Source organism: Nocardia sp. NPDC058666 (assembly GCF_042714895.1).
Lineage (GTDB): Bacteria > Actinomycetota > Actinomycetes > Mycobacteriales > Mycobacteriaceae > Nocardia.
Genome location: NZ_JBHXRY010000001.1, coordinates 1,240,600 through 1,263,430 on the forward strand (window position 1 = coordinate 1,240,600; position 22,831 = coordinate 1,263,430).

A 22,831-nucleotide genomic window follows, 5' to 3' on the forward strand; every position below is an offset into this window, starting at 1 on the left:
TCCTCGCCACCGGCCCCGCCGCCCGCGCGGCATGGACCGGCGTAATCGACCAATCGGTGCGCTCGGAGTCGGTTTTCGGGGCTTCGGGGCATCGAAATGGTCGATTACGCCGGTGCAGCGCGCACTCGGGGCCCGGCGTAGGTTCCTACCTGCTCACGGCGTCGAGGTCGCCGGGTGCGCCCTGATAGAAATGGTGGATCGGCGGCCGGAGATCGACCGGCGAGGTTGCGAGGAATGCGCACAGCGCGTGCGTCGAGAAGAGGAGTTTCTGTGCCCAAAGGTGTTCCGGACAGCGTCCCCGAGGACGGTCTGACCACTCGGCAGCGGCGTAATCTGCCGGTGCTGGCCGTGCACACCGGGCCGGGCAAGGGGAAGTCCACCGCGGCGTTCGGAATGGCGTTGCGGGCCTGGAATCAGGGCTTCGACGTGGCGGTTTTCCAGTTCGTGAAAAGTGCCAAGTGGAAGGTCGGCGAGGAAGCCGCGTTCCGCACGCTGGGCACCCTGCATGACGAGACCGGGGTGGGCGGCTCGGTCGAATGGCACAAGATGGGCGAAGGCTGGTCCTGGACTCGCAAGCACGGCACCGAGGAAGACCACGCGGCCGCCGCGCTGTCGGGCTGGCAGGAGATCTCCCGCCGCCTGGCCGCCGAACAGCACCGGTTCTACGTTCTCGACGAGTTCACCTACCCGCTGAAGTGGGGTTGGGTCGACATCGACGAGGTTGTGGAAACCCTCACCAACCGCCCCGGCAACCAGCACGTGGTCATTACCGGCCGCGACGCACCGCCCGCGCTGATCGAGGCTGCCGATCTGGTCACCGAGATGACCAAGGTCAAGCACCCCATGGACGCGGGTCGCAAGGGCCAGCGCGGCATCGAATGGTGATGTCCTTCGTGACCGGTGACCGGCCGGCCGGGCTCGCCATGGCCAACGGTGCCGCGCTGCGGCGCGCAGCGGGCTGCGGTGCCGCGGTCGCTGCGCCGATCGCCGCCGGGCAGAACGCGCCGGGAGATCGGCGTCGGCGTGGGGTCGAGGACGGATGTCAGTGGTGAGCGCGCCCGCGGTGGTGATCGCCGCTCCTGCGTCGGGCAGTGGGAAGACCACCCTTGCCACCGGGTTGATCGGTGCGCTGCGGCGCGCGGGCCATCAGGTGGCGCCGTTCAAGGTGGGGCCGGACTACATCGACCCCGGCTATCACGGGCTCGCCGCCGGGCGGCCGGGGCGAAATCTGGATCCTGTTCTGGTGGGCGAGGATCGGGTGGTGCCGCTGTATCGGCACGGCGCGCAGGGGTGCGATATCGCGATCGTAGAGGGCGTGATGGGCCTGTTCGACGGGCGCATCGACGAGAACCGCACCGACGCGATCGCCGAGGGTTCCACCGCGCAAGTGGCGGGGCTGCTCGGTGCGCCGGTGGTGCTGGTGGTCGACGCTCGCGGACATTCCCAGAGCCTGGCCGCCCTGCTGCACGGTTTCGCCACCTACGACTCCTCGGTTCGCCTCGGCGGCGTGATTCTCAACCGCGTGGGTAGCGAACGCCACGAACAGGTTTTGCGCGCGGCGTGCGACCGGGTGGGTCTTCCGGTTCTCGGCGCGCTGCCACGCATGGCCGAATTGGAAGTTCCCTCACGGCATCTCGGCCTCATCCCCGCCGTCGAACACGGAGCCGCTGCCACGGCTGCGGTCGACGCGATGACGGAACTCGTTGCGGCACATGTGGATCTGCGCGCGATCGTCGATCTCGCGGGTGGTTCGGTGCAGGGTGCCGCGTGGGATCCGGTGGCGGAGTTGGCCGCAGCCGCTGAACACCGTGCGAGTGGAACAGAATCGGTGCGCACACCAGTCGAGTTCGAAGGCGGTACCTCGGGACAGGGGCCGTTGATCGCGATGGCGGGTGGGCCTGCCTTTACCTTCGGGTATGCCGAGCATCGGGAACTGCTGATCGCGGCCGGTGCGCAGGTGGTGGTGTTCGATCCGCTGTCCGATGAACTGCCGGACGGCACAGCGGGATTGGTGCTTCCGGGTGGTTTTCCTGAGGAGCACGCCGGGCAGCTATCGGCCAATGAGCGGTTGCGCGTCGCGGTGGCCGCTGGTGCGGCGAATGGGTTGCCGATTCATGCCGAGTGCGCGGGTTTGCTCTATCTCACTCGTTCGTTGGACGGTCACCAGATGTCGGGTGTGATCGATGCCGATGCGGAGTTCGGTCCTCGTCTGACGCTGGGTTATCGGGATGCCGTGGCGTTGCATGATTCCGTGCTGTGGCGGGCTGGGGCGCGGGTGCGCGGCCACGAGTTCCATCGCACGCGATTGGTTCGCGCGGGTGCCGAGACTGCTGCATGGGGTTGGCGGGCAACGGGTTCCATGACCGAGGGTGCTGTGGTTCGTCAGGTGCACGCCTCCTACCTGCATACCCACCCTGCTGGGAATCCCGACGCGATCGCCCGATTCGTCACGGCGGCAAGCAGATTCGACGCTTGATGGGAGACCAGCACCCGGCGGTGGCGGTCGGAGTCGGTGTTCGGCCTGGCGCCGATGCGGAGCGGATCATTCGTGCCGTCAGCGCGGTGGCTGGCACGGCCGGAATCGCTTGCCTGGCAACGCTGGATCGTCGCGCCGACGAACCCGGCATCCGTGCCGCCGCGCGAACCCTCGGCGTGCCCGTGGTGGCATTCACCGCCGAGCAATTGGCAGCGGTGGACGTGCGGCACACTTCGGATCGGGTGTCGGCGGCCGTGGGCACCCCCAGTGTCGCGGAGGCCGCAGCTCTGCTCGCCGGTGGCGGTGAAATCGTCTGCGGCAGAACCATTGTCGAGGGCATCGTCGTCGCCTCGGCCTCAGCCCCAGCCTGAGCCTCGGCTAATGCCTCAGCCCCGGCCCCGGCGCCTGCCTCGGCTTATGGTCCAGCCCAGCCTGAGCCTCGGATTCGGCCCCAGCGTCGGATACGGCCCGAGCGTCGGATACGGCCCGAGCGTCGGAGACGGCCCGAGCGTCGGAGACGGCCCGAGCGTCGGATACGGCCCGAGCGTCGGATACGGCCCGAGCGTCGGAGACGGCCCGAGCGTCGGAGACGGCCCGAGCGTCGGAGACGGCCCGAGCGTCGGAGACGGCCCGAGCGTCGGAGACGGCCCGAGCGTCGGCGACGGCCCCACCTCGGCCCCGGTATCTGCCTCGGCCTGGCGCCTGGCGTCCCCGAGCATCCTTGGCAGCAATAGGTTTCACCGAAAACCAAGAAATCGGAGCCGCCGCGACCTCGTTGTCGCGGCGGCGCCTTTCCTCTCGCGCGAGAGTTCCGTCAAGGGGCGACGGAGGACCAATCGGCGAAACCTGTGGGGTCGTGGCGGCCCATGGAGGCGTGTTCGAACAGGCCCCAGCCTTCGGCGTCGCCGCAGCGGGCGTGGCCGATGTGGTCGATCACGCCATAGGGGGTGCGGGCGATGATCGACGGGTCGGTGAGATCGTACGTTGTTGACAGCGACCAGTTCTCGCCCATCCAGCGACCGTGAGTCCAGTCGGGGTCGGCTCCGTACCCGCAGCCCACGTGCAGGGCGATGCCGGGGCGCGATTCGATCTCGACCTCGAGGGGTTTGCCGTCGGGGGTGGTCATGTCAAGGCGCACCGACTGCGGGTGTCGGGTGCCGGGTTCGTAGGTCCACTGCATGCGCGGCCAGCCCAGTTGTTCTTTGCGGCCGTCGTTCCAGATCCGGACCGCGTTGTTGAGCGTGCGGGTGCCGTCGGGTTCTTCCTGCACGATCACGATGATCGAGAAGTCGGCGAACCGCAGCGGTGCGTACAGCCACCAGAAACCGTCCATGCCGGTGGGGCGACCGGCCGGTTCGGGCTCGCCGGAGGGTCGGATGCCCCACGAGCGGTCGCGACTGCCGGTCCATGCCGTCGGGTCGACCGTGAAGTCGATGCCGTCGATGGCGAGAGTGCCTTCCCACGAACCCAATTGGGCGAAACGGGAGGCCTCGATGATCGGCCGGGTGCCGGACAGGATCAGGTGCGGCTGCTCCTGCACGGCCGGTTGCGCACCGGTCCAGGTGAGGTCGAAACCGAGGTCGTCGTGCTCGCACACCACCCGCAGTTTTCGCAGCGGCTCGAGCACTTCGATCCGATAGCCGCCCACGGCGGTGTTCAGGTCGCGGGAGGTCAGCGCGTCGGAGAACCGGACGCTGCGCTGGGTCCGGCCGTGCCGCACCGTCGCGAACGCGTCGACCACGCCGAGGTTCGGGTAGACGCCGAAGCCGGTGATCAGCATGGTGTCGCCGGAGGGATCGAAGGCGTTGAAGTAGTAGCGGTCGTAGAAGTTTCGGTCGCTGGTGGCCACGCGGGCCAGCGACAGCGGCGTCTGGTGGACCGGGTATTCGTCAAGGGGGACGGGCATGATCGCGGGCATGGTCAGTCCCATTCGTAGGTGCCGTGCAGCAGCGCTTCGAGGCTGAGGCGGTGCATCACGTAGTCGTCGAGGTCGTCGGGCACGGTGTCTTCGCCGAAGTGGATCATCCGGCATTTGATCCGCGCCATCACGATCGCGTGCCGCAGCGCCGCGTAGACGATGTAGAAGTCCAGGTCGCGGACCGAATGTCCGGTCAGCTCTTCGTATTTCGCCACTACCGCGTCGCGGCGCATGAAGTCCGGCAGGCCGGGCTGGTCGAAGCGGGTGGCCAGATCCTGGAAGAACCGGTGGATGAAGATGGTCCAACCCAGATCCAGTTCGCGCGGCGCGAACGTCGCCATCTCCCAGTCCAACACCGCTGTCGGGACGAACCCGTCGAACAGGATGTTGCCGGGACGCGCGTCGCCCCAGTTCAGCACCTCGGGGCCCGGATCGGCGGGCCAGTGGGCCTCGAGCCAGTCGAAGGCCCGCTCGATCAGCGGTACTTCGACGTCGTGGTCCAGCAGCGCCCACTTGTACCAGTCGCGCTGCGCCTGAAAGTGCCTGCGCAGCGCGGTATCCGGACCGTCGAGCAGCGGAAAACGGTGGGCCACATCGTCGATCGCGTGCACCGCGGCGATCACCTCGACAGTCGCGTCGGCGATCAGCGCACGCTCGGAAGCGGTGGCATCGAACAGCCAGCCGAAGAACACGTACGGCGGGTTGTCCGTGGGCGCGCGGCCCCGCACCTGTTCCATCACCAGAAACGGTGAACCGAACACCGACTCGTCGAGTTCGAGCCACCGCACCGGCGGCACCGCGACCGCCGACGCCGCACCGACCCCCGCCATCACCTGATACTGCATCGCCAGGTCATAGGACTCGAACACCGGAAACGAACTGTCCTCCGGCGCCATTCGAATGACGAAAGACCCCTGCTCGGCGTCCGACCAAAAAGCGTCGAAAAGGATTGTGGTGCTGGACATTCCGCCACTGGATGGTTTGCTCAGATTGCTGACCGTGGCATCGGCACCGACCTTGTCCGACAGCCACCGCGCCAACTTCCCCGCCAGCTCGTCCAGATCGCGCTCATTGACCGTGAGCGCCATCTGAACGGCCGGATCCAGATCTTCGGACATCTGCGGGGTACCCCTGTCAGCAAACTGTAACGTGTGTCACTACTGGGTACCGGAAGACCGCTCGGAATGTAAGTCCGGCGTCGGTGAGTGGGATTGCGGGTTGACAGGACGCAGATCGTAGAGCGCGAGCGTCAGGCGGCAGGCGCGTTCGGGCCGCGTGGACGCACGAACTAGGCTCGGACACTGTGCCGAACACCTCTGACACCGCATCGACCCCGCCCGTAGGCGACCCGAACTACCTGGTCGGGCTCGATCTGCGAGGACGCAGAGTGGTTGTGGTCGGCGGTGGGACCGTCGCGCAGCGCAGGCTCGGGCTGCTCGTGGCCGCCGGTGCGGATGTGCACGTGGTGAGTCGGGTGGTCACGCCGGCCGTGGAAGGGATGGCGACCGCGGGGCAGATCAGTGTCGAATTGCGTGCCTACGCCGACGGCGATCTCGACGACGCCTGGTACGCGATGGCTTGCACCGACGAGCCCGAGACCAACGCCGCCGTGGTGGCCGAGGCGACCGCCAAGCGCATCTTCTGCGTGCGCGCCGACATCGCGCGCGACGGCACCGCGGTCACCCCCGCGACCGCCCGCTACGACGGATTGTCCCTCGGCGTGCTCGCGGGCGGCGCGCATCGTCGCTCGGCAGCCGTACGCAACGGACTGCTGGAAGCACTGCAATCCGGTGTGGTGACCGATGATTCGGAACCGGTGCCCCCCGGCGTCGCCCTCGTCGGCGGTGGCCCCGGTGACCCCGACCTGATCACCGTGCGCGGTCGCAGGCTGCTGGCGCGCGCCGATCTGGTTGTCGCCGACCGCCTCGCACCGCCGGAACTGCTCGCCGAACTCGGCCCGCACGTGGAGGTCATCGACGCCGCGAAGATCCCGTACGGCCGGTCGATGGCGCAGGAAGCGATCAACCTCGCGCTCATCGAGGGGTACAAGGCGGGCAAGTTCGTGGTCCGGCTCAAAGGCGGCGACCCGTATGTGTTCGGGCGCGGCTACGAGGAACTCGAGGCGTGCACCGAAGCGGGCATCCCCGTCACGGTCGTGCCCGGCATCACCAGCCCGATCTCGGTGCCCGGCGCGGCGGGCATCCCGGTGACCCATCGCGGCGTCACCCACGAATTCGTCGTGGTCAGCGGCCACGTCGCCCCCGACCATCCCGATTCGCTGGTCGACTGGTCGGCGCTGGCCAAGCTGCGCGGCACCATCGTGCTGATGATGGCGGTCGAACGCATCGACAAGTTCGCCACCGCCCTACTGGAAGGCGGCCGCCCGGCCGACACCCCCGCCACGGTCATCCAGGAGGGCACGCTGCGCACCCAGCGCGTGGTGCGCGCGGACCTGGCCACCGTGGCCGCACGGGTCAAGGAAGAGGGCATCCGCCCGCCCGCGATCATCGTCATCGGCCCCACCGCGGGCTTCGGAGCCGCGTTCGACCCCCAGCCCTGAGATCGTCGGCCGCACGATCTGGACCTGCGCCCTTATCGGCGTCGTTTACAGTGTTCGACTGTGCTCGAAAACCCCGCTGCCTCGCCGCAGTCCCCCGTGAAGCAGTCGGCCTTCGGGCTAGCCATCATCGTGCTCAGCGGTTTGCAGTTCATGGTCGTACTCGACGGCACGGTGGTGATCTTCGCGTTGCCCCGGTTGCAGGAGGAATTGGGGCTGTCCACGTCCGGCGGCGCCTGGACCGTGACCGCCTACGGCCTCACGTTCGCGGGATTGATGCTGCTGGGCGGGCGACTGGGTGACGTCTTCGGACGCAAACGCACCCTGATCGCGGGCGTCGGACTGTTCACGGTGGCCTCGCTGGCGTGCGGTCTGGCCCAGGGCGAGTTGACCCTGCTGATCGCTCGAGCCTTCCAAGGCGCCGGTGCGGCGATCGCGGCACCGACAGCCTTCGCGCTGGTGGCCACCACTTTCGCCCCGGGCAAGGCACGCAACCAGGCGATCGCCGTGGTGGGGTCGATGGCAGGCATCGGCTCGGTCAGCGGCCTGGTGATCGGTGGTCTGCTCACCGAACTGTCGTGGCGGTTGATCTTCCTGATCAATGTGCCGATCGGCGCGCTCATCGTGGTCGGCGCGATCTACACCCTGTCCGACACCGCCCACCACCGGGCGCCGCTGGACATCAAGGGCGCGATCCTGGGAACCCTGGCCTGTGCGCTGGTGGTTTTCGGTGCGACCGAGGGGCCGTCGTGGGGCTGGGGCAGCCCGGTCATCGTGGCGTCGCTGATCGCCGGTGTGGTGCTGCTGATCGTGTTCGTGTTCGTCGAACGCAACGAGGCCGACCCGCTGCTGCCGTGGTCGCTGTTCAACAGCCGCGACCGCAACGCGACCTTCCTGCTGATCTTCCTGGCCGGCGCCATCCTGGGTTCGATGACGTTCTTCGTCGCGCAGATGCTGCAGAACTCGATCGGCTACAGCCCGCTGCAAGCCGGTATCGCCTGCATCCCGTTCACCATCGGCATCGGCGTGGGCGGCGCACTGGCGTCGAAGGCGGCGCTGCTGGTCTCGCCGCGCTGGCTGCTCACCGGTGCCTCGGTGGTCCTGGCCGCCGGGCTGCTGTTCGGCTCCACCCTGGACCGGCACATCGGCTACTTCACCACCCTGCTGCCGCTGCTGATCGTGATCGGCTTCGGCGTCGGCATGGCGATGGTCCTGGCACCACTGTGCGTGCTCGTGGACGTGCCGCCGTCGGATATCGGCCCGCTGGCCGCGGTCGGCCAGATGTTCATGAACCTGGCCACCCCGATCGCCATCGGCCTGCTCACCCCCGTGGCGGCCTCGCGCACGCTGTCGCTGGGCGGAGACACCGACATCAAGGTCTCGATGATGAACGGCTCGCAACTGGACGCCCTCACCAGCGGGTACACCACCGTGCTGCTGGTGTGCTTCGGCATGGCGGTGCTCACCGGGGTGGTGGCGTTGACGCTGCGCTTCACTCCCGGACAGCTGGCGCAGGCCCAGCATGTCCAGGAGGAAGCCCAGAACGTCTGAGGGCGGCCGTCAGCGGCTGCGGAAGATCAGCTGGTGCCAGGACTTGTCGGCGACACCGGTGAGTTCGGCCATCACGTGCTTGACGTTGGTGTACTCCTCGAACGAGTAGGCCGACATGTCCTTGCCGAAACCGGAGGCGCCGAAGCCGCCGTGCGGCATTTCGCTCACGATCGGGATGTGGTCGTTGAGCCACACGCACCCCGCGCGGATTTCGCGGGCGGCGCGCTGGGTGCGAAAGACATCGCGCGACCAGGCGGACGCGGCAAGGCCGTAGGGGGTGTCGTTGGCCAGGGCGATGGCTTCGTCGTCGGTGTCGAACGGCAGACACACCAGCACCGGGCCGAAAACCTCGTGCTGGACGATCTCCGAATCCTGGGTCGCGCCGGTGATCAGGGTCGGCTCGTAGTAGGCGCCCGCAGTCGGCATGTGGTGCGGAATGCGGCCGCCCCGAACAACTTTCGCGCCTGCGGTGCGCGCGCGGTCGACCATGGCGGCGACTCGGTCACGGTGGGCGGGTGAGATGAGTGAACCGAGGTCGGTGTCGGGATCGTGGACCGGGCCGATCCGCACGCCGTCCATGAGATCGGCTACGCGAGAAACGAATTCGTCGAAGCGAGGCCGTTGAATGTAGGCGCGGGTGGCCGCGGTGCAGTCCTGTCCGGCGTTGATCAGCGCGCCCGCGACCGCGCCTCGGGCGGCGGCCTCGAGGTCGGCATCGTCGAACACCACGAACGGTGCCTTGCCGCCCAACTCGAGGTGTACCCGTTTGACCGCGCCCGCCGCGGTGGCCGCGACCTGCTTGCCGACGGCGGTCGACCCGGTGAACGACACCATCGCGACGTCCGGGTGCGCGACCAATGCGGCGCCCGCCTCGCCGCCCGTGCCGGTCACCACATTGATCACGCCCGCCGGAATCCCTGCCTCGACAGCGGTTTCCGCGAAAACGAGCGAGGTCAACGGTGTCAGCTCGGAAGGCTTGAGCACCACGGTGTTTCCCGCCGTGACCGCGGGCAGGACTTTCCACGCGGCCATCTGTAAGGGGTAGTTCCACGGGGCGATCGAACCGACCACACCGATCGGCTCGCGCCGCACCGATGAGGTGTGTTCACCCGAATACTCCGCTGCCGCACGGCCTTCCAGGTTGCGGGCCGCACCGGCGAAGAAGGCGATGTTGTCGATGACGCCGGGCAGGTCGAAACCCTTCGCCAAGGAGATCGGCTTGCCACCGCCACGACTCTCCATAGCGGCCAGTTCGTCTGCGCGCGAGGACAATACATCTGCCCAGCGGTACAGGGCGGCCGACCGTTCGGCAGGCGTCGAACCTGACCAGGCAGGAAATGCCGCTCGTGCCGCAGCCACGGCATCGTCGACATCGGCGGTGGACGCGGCCGCACCGGTCGCGATCAGGTCACCGGTGGCAGGCTCGGTGATCGTCAACTGTTCGCCGCGTCCGGGGCGTCGTTCGCCGCCGATGTACTGCAACATCACGTCGTTCATGAATCGGGACTCCACTGAGAAGGCCGCCGAACCTGCTCGGCGACAACGAAGTTGGATGCGCGAAGCCGGGCTCGGCGACTGTCACCGAGCCCGGCAGTGCCGGGGCACGCGGATCAGCTCGACGCCCCCTCGACGGTGTGCGCGTCGGCCACCGTCAGCGCCTGATCGAGAATGGCCAGTCCTTCCTTGGCCTCGGCCTCGGTGATCACGCAGGGCGGGACCACGTGCAGGCGGTTGAAGTTCACGAACGGCAGCATCCCGCCGGCGCGGCAGGCGCCGATCAGTTCGTTCATCGCGGGGCTGGTGCCGCCGTAGGGCGCCAGGGGTTCGCGGGTGGTGCGGTCGCGGACCAGCTCCAGGGCCCAGAACACGCCGAGACCGCGGACTTCGCCGATGCTGGGATGGCGTTGGGCCAGTTCGCGCAGGCCGGGGCCGATGACGTTCGCGCCGATGTCCGCGGCGTTGTCGACGATGCCTTCTTCGGTCATCGCGTTGATCGTCGCGACGGCCGCGGCGGTGGCGAGCGGATGGCCCGAATAGGTGAGCCCGCCGGGGTAGGGGCGGTCGGCGAAGGTGGCCGCGATCGCCGCACTGATGGCCACACCGCCGAGCGGGACATAGCCCGAGTTCACGCCCTTGGCGAAGGTGATCAGATCGGGGACGACATCGAAATGCTCGATGGCGAACCACTTTCCGGTCCGGCCGAAGCCCGACATCACCTCGTCGGCGATGAACACGATGCCGTGCTTGTCGCACAGTTCGCGCACCCCGCGCATGTACCCCGGGGTCGGCACCATGATGCCGGCGGTGCCAGGCACGGATTCCAGGACGATCGCGGCGATGGTGGCCGGACCCTCCATTTCGATGGTGCGCTGCAGGTGGGCCAACGCCCGTTCGGTTTCCTGGGCCTCGTCGGTGGCGTGGAATTCCGAGCGATACAGGAACGGGCCGAAGAAGTGCACGGTCCCGGTGTTGCCGCGGTCGTTGGGCCAGCGACGCGGGTCGCCGGTGACGTTCACCGCGGTCTCGGTGCCGCCATGGTACGAGCGGTAGCGCGACAGCACCTTGTAGCGGCCGGTGTGCAGGCGCGCCATGCGCACGGCGTGCTCGATCGCGTCGGCGCCACCATTGGTGAAGAAGATGGTGTCCAGGTCGCCGGGGGTGCGTTCGCTGATCAGGCGAGCCGCTTCCGAACGGGCGTCATTGACGAATTGCGGTGCGACCGTACACAGTTTGGCCGCCTGCTCCTGGATCGCGGCCACGACCTTCGGATGCTGATGGCCGATATTGGTGTTCACCATCATCGACGAGAAGTCGAGCAGGCGGTTGCCCTCGCCGTCCCACACGTAGCAACCCTCAGCCGCGGTGAGCACTGTCGGCGTCAAAGCCGCTTGCGCGGACCAGGAATGGAAGACATGGCGGCGGTCGAGCTCGTAAGCCCGAGCGGCTTCTTCAGAAAGCATTGATGTCTCCTCGAGTCACTTGTTCTGCGGGAAGCCGAGTTCCAGGCCGCCGTGGCTGGGGTCGAGCCAGCGCGTGGTGACGGCCTTGGTGCGGGTGAAGAAGTGCACGCCGTCGGTGCCGTGCGCGTGCGAGTCGCCGAACAGCGAGTTCTTCCAACCACCGAAACTGAAGTAGGCCATGGGAACTGGGATCGGCACGTTGATGCCGACCATGCCGACCTCGACCTCGTGCTGGAATCTACGTCCCGCGCCGCCGTCGTTGGTGAAGATGGCGGTGCCGTTGCCGTAACGGTTCGCGTTGATCAGCGCCACGGCCTCCTCGTAGGTGTCCACGCGCACGACCGACAGCACGGGGCCGAAGATTTCGTCGGTGTACACGCTCATCGTGGGGGTGACATTGTCGAGAATCGTTGGGCCGAGCCAGAATCCGTCCGGCGCACCTTCCACGGTCAGACCGCGGCCGTCGAGAACCACACTCGCACCGGCGGTTTCGCCCGCGTCGATGTATTCCGCCACGCGATCACGGTGGGCGAGGGTGATCAGCGGGCCCATCTCGGCGCCGCTGGTGCCGTCACCGGTGACAATGCTCGACGCCCGCTCGCTGATCTTGGCTACGAGCTCGTCGGCCACCCCGCCCACGGCGACGACCACACTGATCGCCATGCACCGCTCGCCCGCCGACCCGAAACCGGCGTTCACGGCGGCATCGGCGGCCAGATCCAGATCGGCGTCGGGCAGCACCACCATGTGGTTCTTAGCCCCGCCCAGCGCCTGCACGCGCTTACCCGCCGCGGTGCCGCGCTGGTAGACGTACTTGGCGATCGGGGTCGAGCCCACGAACGAGATCGCCTTGATCCCCGGGTTGTCCAGGAGTTCGTCGACGGCGACCTTGTCACCCTGCACCACATTGAACACACCGTCGGGCAGGCCTGCCTCCTGCCACAGCCGAGCCAACCACAGCGCCGCCGACGGATCCTTCTCGCTCGGCTTGAGCACCACCGTGTTGCCCGCGCCGATGGCCAGCGGGAAGAACCACATCGGCACCATCGCCGGGAAGTTGAACGGTGCGATGATCGCGACCGGGCCCAGCGGCTGGTGGATCGAGTAGATGTCGACGTCGGTCGAGGCGTTCTCGGTGAACCCGCCCTTGAGCAGATGCGGGATCCCACAGGCGAATTCGACCACCTCGAGACCGCGGGTCACCTCACCCAGCGCGTCGGAGGCGACCTTGCCGTGCTCGGCGGTGATGATCGCGGCCAGCGCGGCCTTGCGCTCGGCCAGCAGCTCGCGGAAGCGGAACAGCACCTGCGTGCGGCGGGTGAGCGAGGTGTCACGCCAGGACGCGAACGCCATCGTCGCGGCGTCGATGGCGGCGCGGGTGTCGGCCACGTTCGCCAGGGCCAGCTCGCCGGTGACGACGCCGGTGGCCGGGTTCGTCACCGGCGCGGTGGACTCACTGGTGCCGTTGACCGACTTGCCGTCGATCCAGTGGCCGATGGACTGCATGAGTGCCTCGTTTCGCTCCGGGTGATGTGGTGCTTCCACCATGGACTATCGGAGGGCGCACAGTGTCGGACGATCTGTACATAATTCCGAGTTCCATATTACGATTCGTCGGGTGTTGTTGACTGTGGCCGATGTACTCGCGATGCCGGTGGTGCAAGCCGGACAACCCGAGGTCATCTGTGCCGCGAACCTCGGACGGGCGGTGCGCTGGGTGCACGTCAGCGACCAGGCCGCGGTCGCCGATGTGCTGGTCGGTGCCGAGCTGATCCTGACCACCGGGCAGGCGCTGGCCGCACCGGAACAGGCGCGGATCACCTACCTGCGATCGTTGGCGGCAGCGGGAGTGTCGGGACTGGTCGTCGAACTCGGCAGCTATGTGAGCGAGCTCGGTCCGGTCGTGGCCGCCACGGCCGCCGAACTCGGGATGCCGGTGATCGCGCTGCATCGGGTGACCCGTTTCGTGGAGATCACCGAAGCCGTGCACCGTGCGATCGTGGCCGATCAATACGCCGAGCTCGAATTCGCGCGCACCGTGCACGAGACCTTCACCGAGCTGAGCGTGCGCCGGGCCGCGTTGGCCGAGATCGTGAAGACCGCGGCGAGCATGCTAGATGCCTCGGTGGTGCTGGAGGATCTCGCGCACCGGGTGCTGGCCGCCACCGCACGTCACACGAGTTCGGCTGCGCTGCTGGATAATTGGGAGTCCCTCTCGCGGATGCTCGCGGGTGGGCCTGGAGTCGTCGCTGTCGGCCCGCACACCCAACGGTGGGGCAGGTTGATCCTGCGCTCGGAACGAGTCCAGACACCGCGCGCGACCATGGTGCTCGAACGCGCCGCGCAGACCCTGACCCTGCACCGGATGATCGACAAGGACCGCTTCGGACTGCATCGCCAAGCCCAGACCGGGCTCATCGACGACCTGGTCGACGGCCGCGTGATCGACGAGAACGACGCTCAGGCGCGCGCCGCCGCGTTGGGACTGGCGCGTCGGGCCCGCTACGTTCCGCTGTCGATCGAGCTCGAGACCACTGCCGAAGACGACCCGGTGTCGGCGCAACGGCGCAGCGCCTCGATCGTGGAAGCGGTGACGCACGGGCTCGGGCTCGCGGACGCGTCGGCGCTCAGTGCGCTGGAACATCGGCCCGCCGTGCGCCCCGCGCCTGCCGTCGGGCGGCCGGCGAACCGCAGGATCGTCGCGGACGGCGATCGGGTCGCGGTGATCCTCGCTGTCGCGCGCGGTGCGAACCTCGACGAGCACCTGCGATCCGTCTGTGCCACGGTGCTGGCGGAGGTCCTGCGCGTGGACGGCGTGCGCCGGGCGGTGGTCGGTCTCGGCGCCGACTCGGATTCACTGCTGGACACCGCGCACCAGCTCGCGCACGCGGCCGGGGTCGCGGCCGTCGCCCTGTCGATGCGCGGGGTGGTGGTCCGCCCGTTCTATCGCAGCGCCGACATCCGATTGCGTGGCCTGCTCTCGCTGATCCGCGACGAACCCGGCGTGCAGAGCTTCGCCGAAACCGAACTCAGCGCGCTGCTGCGCTACGACATCCGCCACGCCGCCGACCTCACCGGCACCCTGCGCCGCTTCCTCGAACTGGCAGGCAACAAAACCGAACTCGCCAAAACCCTCAACATCAGCCGCCCCACCCTCTACGACCGTCTCGCCCGCATCGAACGGATCCTGGCAGTGGACCTCGACGACGGTGAATCCCGCACCTCGCTGCACACCGCCCTACTGATCCGCGAGCTCACCGCAGGCGACAAACTGTAAGTAGCAAGGGCTTTCGGCCCGCAGTCCGTCAAGAATGTGATGTGGATCATATTGTTGGTGCGTCTCGGTAACCCCGTTTCATATCCGCGCAATATTCCCGGACCCACAATCCTCACCAGGTCAATTGACCAGTGATGAGGGAGTTTTCAGATGGAATCGACATCGCCATCCACCGCCACCGAGCCCACCGAGAAGGCGGTTTCGCGGCTCAAACCGAACGCGATCGGCCTGCTCGGCGTGGTCTTCATGGCCGTGGCCACCGCCGCGCCGATCACCGCGATGACCGGCAATGTGCCGTTCATGGTGTCGTCGGGCAGCGGAATCGGCACGCCCGCAGCGTTTCTCATCGCCATGGTGGTGCTGGCGATCTTCTCGGTCGGCTTCACCGCCATGTCGCGGCACATCACCGCGACCGGCGCGTTCTACGGGTTCATCTCCTACGGCCTCGGCCGACGAGTCGGGCTGTCGGCCGGCCTGCTCGCCGCCTTCGCCTACATGGTCTTCGAGCCGTCGCTGATCGGCATCTTCTCCAGTTTCGCCACCAATACGGTGAGTGACCAACTGGGACTGGACATTCCGTGGTGGGTCTTCGCCGTCGCGATGCTGGCGATGAACGCGATCGGCACCTGGTTCGGCGTCGCGGTCGCGGAGAAGATCCTGATCGTGCTGCTGGTCACCGAAGTGGCGGTACTTGCCGCGATGGGGATCGGCGTGGCAGTGAATGGTGGTGGGCCGGACGGGTTTTCGCTGGCACCGCTGAATCCGATCAACGCGTTCACCGGCGTCTCGGCGGGCCTTGGCCTGTTCTTCGCGTTCTGGTCGTGGGTCGGTTTCGAATCCACCGCCATGTACGGCGAGGAATCGCGCGACCCCAAGCGGATCATCCCGAAGGCCACGATGCTGGCCGTGCTCGGTGTCGGTGTGTTCTACGTGTTCGTGTCGTGGATGGCGATCCTGGGCAACGGCCTGGACGGTTCGCAGGCGCTGGCCGCCTCCGCGAGCCCGGCTGACCTGTTCTTCAACCCGACGCAACACTACGTCGGGCAGTGGGCGGTCGTGGCCATGCAGTGGCTGATGGTCACCGGGTCGCTGGCCTGCGGCATGGCCTTCCACAACTGCGCGGCCCGCTACCTCTACGCCCTCGGCCGCGAAGGCGTGCTGCCCGTATTGCAACGCACCATCGGCCGCACCCACCCCGGGCACGGCTCCCCGCACATCGCCGGGCTCGTGCAGACCGGGTTCGCCGCCGCGCTGCTGCTGGCCTTCGGCCTCGCGGGCAAAGACCCGTACACGGGCACCTACACGCTGCTCGCGATCCTGGGCACCACCGCGATCCTGGTCGTGCAGGCCACCTGCTCGTTCGCGGTACTGGCCTACTTCCGCACCCACCATCCCGAGAGCAAGCACTGGTGGCGCACCTTCACCGCACCGCTGATCGGCGGCATCGCGATGCTCGGTGTGGTGGCGCTGCTGGTGGTCAATATGGACACCGCGGCCGGTGCCGAAGCGGATTCGCTGGTGCTGTGGGCCAGTCCGTGGATCGTGGCGGTGATCGCGATCGCCGGGTTCGCCTACGCCCAGTATCTGAAACAGCGCGCGCCGGAGAGGTACTCGTTGTTGGGGCGCACGGTGCTCGAGGAGTCGCACGAACGCTGACGAACACGGAACCCGGAAGATCCTTCCGGGTTCCGTTCGTCGTATCGAGCTGTGCGGCAGTGACATTGGGAAAGGGGGGTTGTGGGGTCGGGGGTGGGGGACGAAACTTTGGGGATGAGCGCGTTGTCGGAGGACCTGTTGCAGCGGTGGATCGCGTTGGCCGGGGGCGATGCCGCGCGCAGCGGTGCCGGTGTGATCGGGCGGTATGAGGAACCGCATCGGCGGTATCACACGACCACTCACCTGGCGGTGATGCTCGCGGCGATCGACGAATTGGCCGAGGCCGCAGACGATATCGATGCGGTGCGGTACGCGGCGTTCTTCCACGACGCGATCTACGCGGTTGCGCGCGCCGACAACGAGGAGCGCAGCGCCGATCTGGGCCGCGATGTGCTCGAATCACTGGGTGCCGCCCCGGAATTGGTCGACGAGGTTGTGCGGCTGGTCGTGCTGACCCGTGGGCACAAGCCGCAGCCCGGTGATGCGAACGGTGCCGTGCTCTGTGACGCCGACCTGGTCGTTCTCGGCGGAAGCCCCGAGGAGTACGCCGCCTACACCGTCGCGATCCGCGCCGAATACGCGCACGTGCCCGACGACCTGTTCCGGGCCGGCCGCGCCTCGGTGTTGCGCAATCTGGCCGACCAGCCCCGCCTGTTCCGCACCGACCTCGCCCACGACCGCTACGAGGCCGTTGCCCGCGCCAACCTCGCGGCGGAACTCGCCGAGCTCACCGCCGCAATCGGCTGACGGCCTGGATCTCACCGGCATAATCACGCACTTCGACGTCTTCGAGTCGGATATCTGATCGGAACGAGGCCGAGTGCGTGATTATGCCGGTCCGACAAGCTTGACAGGCAAGTCGGCGCTTGCCTATTGTTCGGGGGAGCGAACAGGAGCGCCCGTGACCGATATCTTCACCGCACTCGCGGATTCGACACGACGCGCACTCCTCGACGAACTCGCCGATCGCGACGGGCAAACCCTGTTCGAATTGTGCGCCCGTCTGGTGAGCAAACACGACATCAGCTCGTCGCGGCAGGCGATCACCCAGCATCTGGGGGTGCTCGAGGAGGTCGGGCTCGTGCATACCCGTCGTCAAGGTCGATACAAGTTCCATCACGCCGATTTCACGCCCCTGCACGCGGTTTCGCAGCGATGGCCCATCCCCAAGGAGGACACATGATCCGCATCGGAGTGACCAGCGTTTTCGTCGACGACCAGGCCAAAGCCGAGGCCTTCTACACCGACGTGCTCGGGTTCCAGGTCAAAGACAAGGTCCCCGTCGGCGAATACGACTGGCTCACCCTCGTCTCACCCGCCGACGTCGACGGCATCCAGCTGCTGCTCGAGCCCGACCAGCACCCGGCGGCCAAGGCCTACAAGACGGCGCTGAGCACCGAGGGCATCCCCGTGATCGTGTTCACCGTCGACGACCTCGACGCCGAATACGCGCGCCTGGTCGACCGCGGCGTGTTCTTCACCCAGCCGCCCGTGGTCATGGGCCCGGTCAGCACCGCGGTCTTCGACGACACCTGCGGCAACCTCATCCAGCTGATGGCGCCGATCGCCGAGTAGGTCAGCGGCCGAGCTCGGCTTCGATCGCCGAGGCGATCAACTCCGCGACGCCGCGCTGGCCGGCGAGTGTCGGGTGGTAGGGGAGCAGGGTCAGGTCGGCCACCAGGGGGTCGAACCAGCGGGTCGACGGGTCGGCGCACATCCCGAATTCCTTCGACGCGGCGACGGTGTCGACGTAGACGGCGCCGTGGTCGCGGGCTTCGCGAGCGACCACGGTGTTGAGACGTTCGAACTTGGACTGGATGTAGGCGGCGTCGGCGGGCCGCAGGCCCAGCATCGCCGGGCAGCTGGTGTCGGTGAGGTAGGTGGGCCACCCGTCGACGAAAATGGTGGCTTTCGGTGCGCGGCGGGCGATCTCGTCGAGAGCGGCGGCGTAGGAGGGGGCGATCGCGTCGATCTTGCTGTCCCACTGCGGATCTGCCTCGGCCGCGCAGCCACCCACGTGACAGTGGCCGAGAATGTACTCGGTCATGTCGGCGTCGTTGGCACCGATGTGCAGGGTGACGATCTCGGTGGCGGGCCCGAGCGCGTCCAGCTGCGGTGCTACGCCCGCGCCCTGCGAGCTGTACAGGTCGGCGATCTTCGCGGCGCTACAGGTCCGGTCGTCCAGCGACAACCCGAGTCGTTGCGCGACCAACTTGGGTGCGTTGGTCGTCGAGCGCACGCAGCGCAGGGGTGCGGTGAGGTCGAGGTTGACCGCGCCGGTGGTGGCCGCGCCGGAATCGCCGAGGGCCACGTACCGAGCTCCGGGCGTCGGTTGGCCGTGCACGGTGGCGGGGGTGATCGCCACTGCCGCGATCAGGCAGGTCGTCGCGAGCGCGCGCAGCCAGGTGTTCATCGGAGGTCCTGATCATCGGGGTTCGCGGCGGAACCGGTGGTCCGCATCGCGGCGGTGACGATCACTGTGCCGCATCCGCGCGGTGCGCGCGGGCGCAACTCACGCAGGTTTGTGCGGGACAACAACTCTCGGCGACCGCGGACACCGCTATTCAGTGATGATGAGCAATTCGGTCGGGGACGCGATCTCGGTGCGCAGACCGGCTTTGGTGGCCACGCGCGCCACCGCGCGGATGTCGGTCGGGTCCGCGCGGGTGAGGACCAGGGCGCGGGCGAGCAGGCCCTTGTGGTGTTTGTTGAAGTGGCTGACCACGGTGCGGGAGCCGTCGGGGTGCTCGGTGAGCACGTTGGCGGTGATGGCTTCGGGGACTCGACCCAGTTGCTGGTAGGTGCCCGAGCGCAGGTCGATCACCAGCTCGCCCGCGGCTTCGGTGTAGAGGGCGTCGGGGAGCACGTCGCGCCACACGGCCGACAGTGTCGGCAGCCCCGGGAGTTTGGTGCCGCCGGAGAGTCGGTAGGCGGGGATGGGGTCGCACGCGCGGACGGCGCCGAACAACGCCGAGCCGATTCCCAGCCGCGCGTAGGCCTTCGCGCGTTGGACCTTCGTGAACGATTTCGCGTCCAGTGCGTCGTAGAGGACGCCGGTGTAGCGCTCCAGGGCGGGGCGGGTGGCGCTGGTGCGCAGGGCGGCGTTGCGGGCGATCTCGGCGTCGGCGCCTTTGCCCAGGCCCAGCACGGCGGCCGAGACGGCGGGGTCGGCGGCCAGTTGCACGACCTCGGTGAGCAGCTTGTCGCGGACCGCGGACAGTTGCGGCATCGCGAGATCGTCGAGGTTCAACGGCGCGCCCGATCCGCCGTCGGACTTGGTTTCGGAGGGAGGCAGCAGCACCAGCACGATCGTCAACGGTAATCGTCGCCGGAACCGCCATCTCGCCCCGCCCCGTTCAGCGCACCGCCTCCAAGAACTTGCGCGTCCGTTCGTTGGTGGGCGCTTCGAAGATCTGCTCGGGCGGACCCTGCTCGATGATCCGCCCGGAATCGAACATCAGCACCCGGTCCGACACCTCGCGCGCGAACCGCATCTCGTGCGTCACGATCAGCATCGTGATGTCGGTGGTCTCGGCGATGGTGCGCAGCACGTCGAGCACGTCGCCGACCAGTTCCGGGTCCAGCGCCGAGGTCACTTCGTCCAGCAACATCACCTTCGGGTCCATCGCGCAGCAGCGCGCGATCGCCACGCGTTGCTGCTGACCGCCCGACAGTTGCGAGGGGTGCGCGTTCTCCTTGTCGGACAACCCGACTACGTCCAGCAGATGCCGGGCACGTTCGCGCGCTTCATCTTTGGACTTGCCCAGCACGTGAATTGGTGCCTCGGTGATGTTTTCGAGCACGGTCATGTTCGGGAACAGGTTGAACTGTTGGAACACCATGCCGATCTTCGTGCGCACCGCGCGCAGGTGTTTCTCCTTGGCGGGCACCAGCTTTCCGCCGCGCTGGGTGTGGGTCAGCGGTTCGCCGTCGACCCAGATCACGCCGTCGCTGATGGTCTCCAGTGTCATCAGCAGGCGCAAGATGGTGGTCTTGCCCGACCCGGACGGCCCGATCAACGTCACCTTCTCGCCGCGTCGGACGCTGAAATCCAGTTCGTCGAGCACGGTGAGCGCGCCGAAGCGTTTGACCACCTGATCGAATCTGATCATCTCGTCGTCAGTAGTAGGCAAGTCGCTTCTCCAGTCTTCTGATCAGCACAGACGTCGGGTAGCTGGCCACCAGGAAGAACACCCCGGCCAGGGAGATCGACTCCAGGTACGCGAAGTGGCGTGCCCCGAATTGCTGTGCGGCGGTCACCAATTCGACGACCGAGATGGCGAACAAGAACGGGGTGTCCTTGAACATCGACACGGCATTGGTGCCGAGGGCCGGCAGGCTGGCCCGGATCGCCTGCGGCAACACCACCGCACCCCAGGTGCGCGTGGGCGGCAGCGACAACGCGCGCGCCGCCTCCCACTGCCCCTTCGGCATCGCCTCGATCCCGGCCCGATACACCTCGGCCAGGTAGCTCGAATAGTGGATGCCCAGCACCACCACGCCGATCTGCAGCGCCGAGAACTGGGTGAGCAGTGTGTAGGCGAACAGCAACTGCACGACCAGGGGAGTGAGCCGGATGAACTCGCTGCACGCGTGGACGGGCCCGGCGATCCAGGTCGGCGCCGTGCGGCGGATCAGCGCGATCGCCAACCCCAGCACCGCGGCCAGCGTGAAGCCCAGCAGCGTGGCCAGCAGGGTAATCTGGAAGCCCTCCCACAGCACCGGCAGCGCCTCGCGGGCGCGTTCCCAACTCCATTCAGCGGTCATGACGCCACCTCCGGTGCCAGGCTGAGAACGTCCTTGAGCGAGGCTCCGCGGCCCAGTTTGTTCTTGGCGCGGGTCTCCAGCAGGTTCATACCGAGGGTGAGCAGGTAGCCGAGCACGAAGTAGATGAGCAGGCCGACACCGAACGAGAACAGCGTGTCGCCGGTGTCTTTGCGCAGGTCACCGATCTCGTACGTGAGGTCGTGCAGGGTGATGTACGACGCGACCGCGGTGCCTTTGAGCAGATGCACCAGCAGATTGGTCAGTGAGGGCAGCATCAGCGCCCAGGCCTGCGGGAACAGCACCCGTCGCATCCGCTGCCACGGACTGAAATTCAACGCCACCGCCGCTTCGAACTGCGCGCGCGGCACCGCGTTGAGCGCGCCACGCACCACCTCCGCACCGTAGGCGCCGTAGTTCAGGCCCAGCGCCAGGATGCCGCAGAACAGCGGGTCGAGCTTGTAACCCAGCAGCGGCAACACATAGAACAACCAGAAGATCTGCACCAGAAGTGAAGTGCCACGGAAGAATTCGATCATGACCCGGGCGCTGCCGCGGGCCGCGAGATTGCGCACCCGGGCAGTGGTGCCCAGGGCGAGGGCGAGGACGAACGCGAGCAACGCGCCGCCGATGGTCAGCTCCAGCGTGACCACGATGCCCTGCCACAGCGCGGGCAGGGCATCGCGCACCGCATCGAAATTGCTCATGGGTGGATCAGATTTCGCCCTTGCACAGCTTGGCTGTCGTGTACTTCGGATCGGGCAGCTCACGCTCGGTGAAGCCGAACTTGCCCACGATCGACAGGTACTTGTCCTTGTCGCCGGTGATCTTGGCCAGCTCCGCGTTGTACGCGGCCAGCAGGTCCGGATCGGTGGTGCGGAACACCGTGCCGCCCGCGCCGACCTGCGGCTTGCCGTCGATGACCGCCACGAACGACGGGGTCACCTCGACCGCGGCGTTCGGGGTGCGGTTCTTCAGGTCGTTGAGCGAGATCGCGGTGAGCGCGAACACGTCGGCGCGCCCGGAGGTGACCGCGTCCATCCCGTCCTGCGGGGTGCCCACCTGAGTGGACTCGATGCCCAGTGCGTCGGCGTAATCGGATTCGATGGCACCGGTCATCGACGCCATTTTCGCGCCGCTGTCCTTCACCGACTGCATATCGGTCAATTTCATCGGATTGCCTGGTTTGACCATCAACGCGGTGGTGTACATGAATTCCGGTTCGCTGAAAGAAGCCTGTTCACAGCGTTTCGGCAAGATCGACATTCCGGCACTCACGGCATCGAAACGATTGGCCTGCAGGCCGGGGATCAGCGCACCGAACTCGGTCTGCACACCGTCGACGGTCTTGATGCCGAGGTTGCCGAAGATCTCCCGGTGCAGGGCCACCGTGGCGCCGGTGAGCTGGCCGCCGTCTTCGAACGAATAGGGGGCCTCACCGGCGAAACCCACGGTGATCGTGCCCTTGTCCTTCAGCGACTGCAGCAGCTGTCCGCTGTCTGCGGTCTCGGTCTTGGTGCAACCGGCGAGGGCTGCGGCTACTAGCGCGGTACCGGCGAACACTGCTGTACAGCGCTTCGACAGGGAATTCGTCTCAGCCATTGTGACCTCTCGCAAGGGTAGCGTCGCGCTACCAATTTTCTGTTGTACGTATGTAATTGACTTATAAGGG

The 22,831-nt window shown here is 67.3% G+C and carries 22 protein-coding genes; 11 read left to right on the plus strand and 11 right to left on the minus strand.

All coding sequences use genetic code 11. The annotated features are described in order from the left end of the window. Positions 1-270 precede the first annotated feature (270 nt). The 4 genes from cobO to ACFWVD_RS05760 are packed head-to-tail and all read left to right on the plus strand — an operon-like array spanning position 271 to position 2,847. Positions 271-885: a cob(I)yrinic acid a,c-diamide adenosyltransferase gene (cobO, locus tag ACFWVD_RS05745; protein WP_379240775.1), complete on the plus strand. Its 615-nt coding sequence runs from the start codon at positions 271-273 to the stop codon at positions 883-885. 8 nt (positions 886-893) lie between these two features. Further along, positions 894-1,052 carry a hypothetical protein gene (locus ACFWVD_RS05750; protein WP_379240776.1) on the plus strand — a complete coding sequence of 53 codons (159 nt, stop codon included), beginning with the start codon at positions 894-896 and terminating at the stop codon, positions 1,050-1,052. After that, entirely contained in the window at positions 1,040-2,476 is a 1,437-nt protein-coding gene (locus ACFWVD_RS05755) for a cobyrinate a,c-diamide synthase (protein WP_379240777.1), read from the plus strand. The genes ACFWVD_RS05750 and ACFWVD_RS05755 overlap by 13 nt, the downstream gene beginning before the upstream one ends. Further along, positions 2,476-2,847: a cobalamin biosynthesis protein gene (locus ACFWVD_RS05760; protein WP_379240778.1), complete on the plus strand. Its 372-nt coding sequence runs from the start codon at positions 2,476-2,478 to the stop codon at positions 2,845-2,847. Before ACFWVD_RS05755 ends, ACFWVD_RS05760 begins: the two co-directional genes overlap by 1 nt. 443 nt (positions 2,848-3,290) lie before the next feature. Here ACFWVD_RS05760 and ACFWVD_RS05765 read toward each other — a convergent pair whose 3' ends face one another. Both ACFWVD_RS05765 and ACFWVD_RS05770 read right to left on the minus strand, forming a co-directional pair. Next, the gene (locus ACFWVD_RS05765; RefSeq protein ID WP_379240779.1) at positions 3,291-4,406 is read right to left on the minus strand and encodes a hypothetical protein; all 1,116 of its coding nucleotides are present in this window, start codon (positions 4,404-4,406) and stop codon (positions 3,291-3,293) included. Further along, the gene (locus tag ACFWVD_RS05770; protein WP_379240780.1) at positions 4,397-5,512 is read right to left on the minus strand and encodes a phosphotransferase family protein; all 1,116 of its coding nucleotides are present in this window, start codon (positions 5,510-5,512) and stop codon (positions 4,397-4,399) included. The genes ACFWVD_RS05765 and ACFWVD_RS05770 overlap by 10 nt, the downstream gene beginning before the upstream one ends. Before the next feature lie 185 nt (positions 5,513-5,697). On the opposite strand from ACFWVD_RS05770, the gene cobA reads away from it, so the two are divergent. Continuing rightward, complete coding sequence (gene cobA / locus ACFWVD_RS05775; RefSeq protein WP_379240781.1) at positions 5,698-6,954, plus strand: uroporphyrinogen-III C-methyltransferase; 1,257 nt, start codon at positions 5,698-5,700, stop codon at positions 6,952-6,954. A 60-nt stretch (positions 6,955-7,014) separates the two neighbouring features. Further along, positions 7,015-8,502 carry an MFS transporter gene (locus tag ACFWVD_RS05780; RefSeq protein WP_379240782.1) on the plus strand — a complete coding sequence of 496 codons (1,488 nt, stop codon included), beginning with the start codon at positions 7,015-7,017 and terminating at the stop codon, positions 8,500-8,502. A 9-nt stretch (positions 8,503-8,511) separates the two neighbouring features. Here the strand turns inward: ACFWVD_RS05780 and ACFWVD_RS05785 are convergent, their stop codons facing one another. From ACFWVD_RS05785 to ACFWVD_RS05795, 3 genes are all read right to left on the minus strand, one after another. Continuing rightward, positions 8,512-9,999 carry a gamma-aminobutyraldehyde dehydrogenase gene (locus ACFWVD_RS05785; protein ID WP_379240783.1) on the minus strand — a complete coding sequence of 496 codons (1,488 nt, stop codon included), beginning with the start codon at positions 9,997-9,999 and terminating at the stop codon, positions 8,512-8,514. A 113-nt stretch (positions 10,000-10,112) separates the two neighbouring features. Beyond that, a complete protein-coding gene (locus ACFWVD_RS05790; protein WP_379240784.1) occupies positions 10,113-11,462 on the minus strand; it encodes an aspartate aminotransferase family protein in 1,350 nt (449 codons plus the stop codon). 15 nt (positions 11,463-11,477) lie between these two features. Next, positions 11,478-12,968 carry a CoA-acylating methylmalonate-semialdehyde dehydrogenase gene (locus tag ACFWVD_RS05795; protein ID WP_379240785.1) on the minus strand — a complete coding sequence of 497 codons (1,491 nt, stop codon included), beginning with the start codon at positions 12,966-12,968 and terminating at the stop codon, positions 11,478-11,480. 112 nt (positions 12,969-13,080) lie between these two features. On the opposite strand from ACFWVD_RS05795, the gene ACFWVD_RS05800 reads away from it, so the two are divergent. The 5 genes from ACFWVD_RS05800 to ACFWVD_RS05820 all read left to right on the plus strand — a co-directional run bounded on the left by ACFWVD_RS05800 (position 13,081) and on the right by ACFWVD_RS05820 (position 17,970). Next, a complete protein-coding gene (locus ACFWVD_RS05800) occupies positions 13,081-14,739 on the plus strand; it encodes a PucR family transcriptional regulator (RefSeq protein WP_379240786.1) in 1,659 nt (552 codons plus the stop codon). A 150-nt stretch (positions 14,740-14,889) separates the two neighbouring features. Then, a complete protein-coding gene (locus tag ACFWVD_RS05805; RefSeq protein ID WP_379240787.1) occupies positions 14,890-16,395 on the plus strand; it encodes an APC family permease in 1,506 nt (501 codons plus the stop codon). A gap of 114 nt (positions 16,396-16,509) precedes the next feature. After that, entirely contained in the window at positions 16,510-17,142 is a 633-nt protein-coding gene (locus tag ACFWVD_RS05810; RefSeq protein WP_379240788.1) for a metal-dependent phosphohydrolase, read from the plus strand. A 154-nt stretch (positions 17,143-17,296) separates the two neighbouring features. Continuing rightward, entirely contained in the window at positions 17,297-17,578 is a 282-nt protein-coding gene (locus ACFWVD_RS05815) for an ArsR/SmtB family transcription factor (RefSeq protein ID WP_379240789.1), read from the plus strand. Continuing rightward, on the plus strand, positions 17,578-17,970 hold the full coding sequence (locus tag ACFWVD_RS05820; RefSeq protein ID WP_379240983.1) for a VOC family protein: 393 nt from the start codon (positions 17,578-17,580) through the stop codon (positions 17,968-17,970). Before ACFWVD_RS05815 ends, ACFWVD_RS05820 begins: the two co-directional genes overlap by 1 nt. A gap of 1 nt (position 17,971) precedes the next feature. Here ACFWVD_RS05820 and ACFWVD_RS05825 read toward each other — a convergent pair whose 3' ends face one another. From ACFWVD_RS05825 to ehuB, 6 genes are all read right to left on the minus strand, one after another. Then, on the minus strand, positions 17,972-18,808 hold the full coding sequence (locus ACFWVD_RS05825; RefSeq protein WP_379240790.1) for an SGNH/GDSL hydrolase family protein: 837 nt from the start codon (positions 18,806-18,808) through the stop codon (positions 17,972-17,974). Between the two features lie 147 nt (positions 18,809-18,955). After that, positions 18,956-19,702 (minus strand): peroxide stress protein YaaA, encoded by a 747-nt coding sequence (gene yaaA, locus ACFWVD_RS05830; RefSeq protein WP_379240984.1) that lies wholly within the window; start codon positions 19,700-19,702, stop codon positions 18,956-18,958. Between the two features lie 49 nt (positions 19,703-19,751). Continuing rightward, positions 19,752-20,507 (minus strand): ectoine/hydroxyectoine ABC transporter ATP-binding protein EhuA, encoded by a 756-nt coding sequence (ehuA, locus tag ACFWVD_RS05835; RefSeq protein ID WP_379240985.1) that lies wholly within the window; start codon positions 20,505-20,507, stop codon positions 19,752-19,754. 7 nt (positions 20,508-20,514) lie between these two features. Next, positions 20,515-21,162: an ectoine/hydroxyectoine ABC transporter permease subunit EhuD gene (ehuD, locus tag ACFWVD_RS05840; protein ID WP_379240791.1), complete on the minus strand. Its 648-nt coding sequence runs from the start codon at positions 21,160-21,162 to the stop codon at positions 20,515-20,517. Then, complete coding sequence (ehuC, locus tag ACFWVD_RS05845) at positions 21,159-21,866, minus strand: ectoine/hydroxyectoine ABC transporter permease subunit EhuC (RefSeq protein WP_379240792.1); 708 nt, start codon at positions 21,864-21,866, stop codon at positions 21,159-21,161. Before ehuC ends, ehuD begins: the two co-directional genes overlap by 4 nt. 7 nt (positions 21,867-21,873) lie before the next feature. Continuing rightward, the gene (gene ehuB / locus ACFWVD_RS05850) at positions 21,874-22,761 is read right to left on the minus strand and encodes an ectoine/hydroxyectoine ABC transporter substrate-binding protein EhuB (RefSeq protein WP_379240793.1); all 888 of its coding nucleotides are present in this window, start codon (positions 22,759-22,761) and stop codon (positions 21,874-21,876) included. Between the last annotated feature and the right edge of the window lie 70 nt (positions 22,762-22,831).

What these genes read in the sequence shown, in the direction of transcription:
- ACFWVD_RS05755 (WP_379240777.1), top strand. Translation starts at nt 1,040, where the DNA reads ATGTCAGTGGTGAGCGCGCCCGCGGTGGTGATCGCCGCTCCTGCGTCG.
- ACFWVD_RS05760 (WP_379240778.1), top strand. Translation starts at nt 2,476, where the DNA reads ATGGGAGACCAGCACCCGGCGGTGGCGGTCGGAGTCGGTGTTCGGCCT.
- ACFWVD_RS05765 (WP_379240779.1), bottom strand. Translation starts at nt 4,406, where the DNA reads ATGGGACTGACCATGCCCGCGATCATGCCCGTCCCCCTTGACGAATAC.
- ACFWVD_RS05770 (WP_379240780.1), bottom strand. Translation starts at nt 5,512, where the DNA reads ATGTCCGAAGATCTGGATCCGGCCGTTCAGATGGCGCTCACGGTCAAT.
- ACFWVD_RS05785 (WP_379240783.1), bottom strand. Translation starts at nt 9,999, where the DNA reads ATGAACGACGTGATGTTGCAGTACATCGGCGGCGAACGACGCCCCGGA.
- ACFWVD_RS05790 (WP_379240784.1), bottom strand. Translation starts at nt 11,462, where the DNA reads ATGCTTTCTGAAGAAGCCGCTCGGGCTTACGAGCTCGACCGCCGCCAT.
- ACFWVD_RS05795 (WP_379240785.1), bottom strand. Translation starts at nt 12,968, where the DNA reads ATGCAGTCCATCGGCCACTGGATCGACGGCAAGTCGGTCAACGGCACC.
- ACFWVD_RS05805 (WP_379240787.1), top strand. Translation starts at nt 14,890, where the DNA reads ATGGAATCGACATCGCCATCCACCGCCACCGAGCCCACCGAGAAGGCG.
- ACFWVD_RS05810 (WP_379240788.1), top strand. Translation starts at nt 16,510, where the DNA reads ATGAGCGCGTTGTCGGAGGACCTGTTGCAGCGGTGGATCGCGTTGGCC.
- ACFWVD_RS05825 (WP_379240790.1), bottom strand. Translation starts at nt 18,808, where the DNA reads ATGAACACCTGGCTGCGCGCGCTCGCGACGACCTGCCTGATCGCGGCA.
- ehuA (WP_379240985.1), bottom strand. Translation starts at nt 20,507, where the DNA reads ATGATCAGATTCGATCAGGTGGTCAAACGCTTCGGCGCGCTCACCGTG.
- ehuD (WP_379240791.1), bottom strand. Translation starts at nt 21,162, where the DNA reads ATGACCGCTGAATGGAGTTGGGAACGCGCCCGCGAGGCGCTGCCGGTG.
- ehuC (WP_379240792.1), bottom strand. Translation starts at nt 21,866, where the DNA reads ATGAGCAATTTCGATGCGGTGCGCGATGCCCTGCCCGCGCTGTGGCAG.
- ehuB (WP_379240793.1), bottom strand. Translation starts at nt 22,761, where the DNA reads ATGGCTGAGACGAATTCCCTGTCGAAGCGCTGTACAGCAGTGTTCGCC.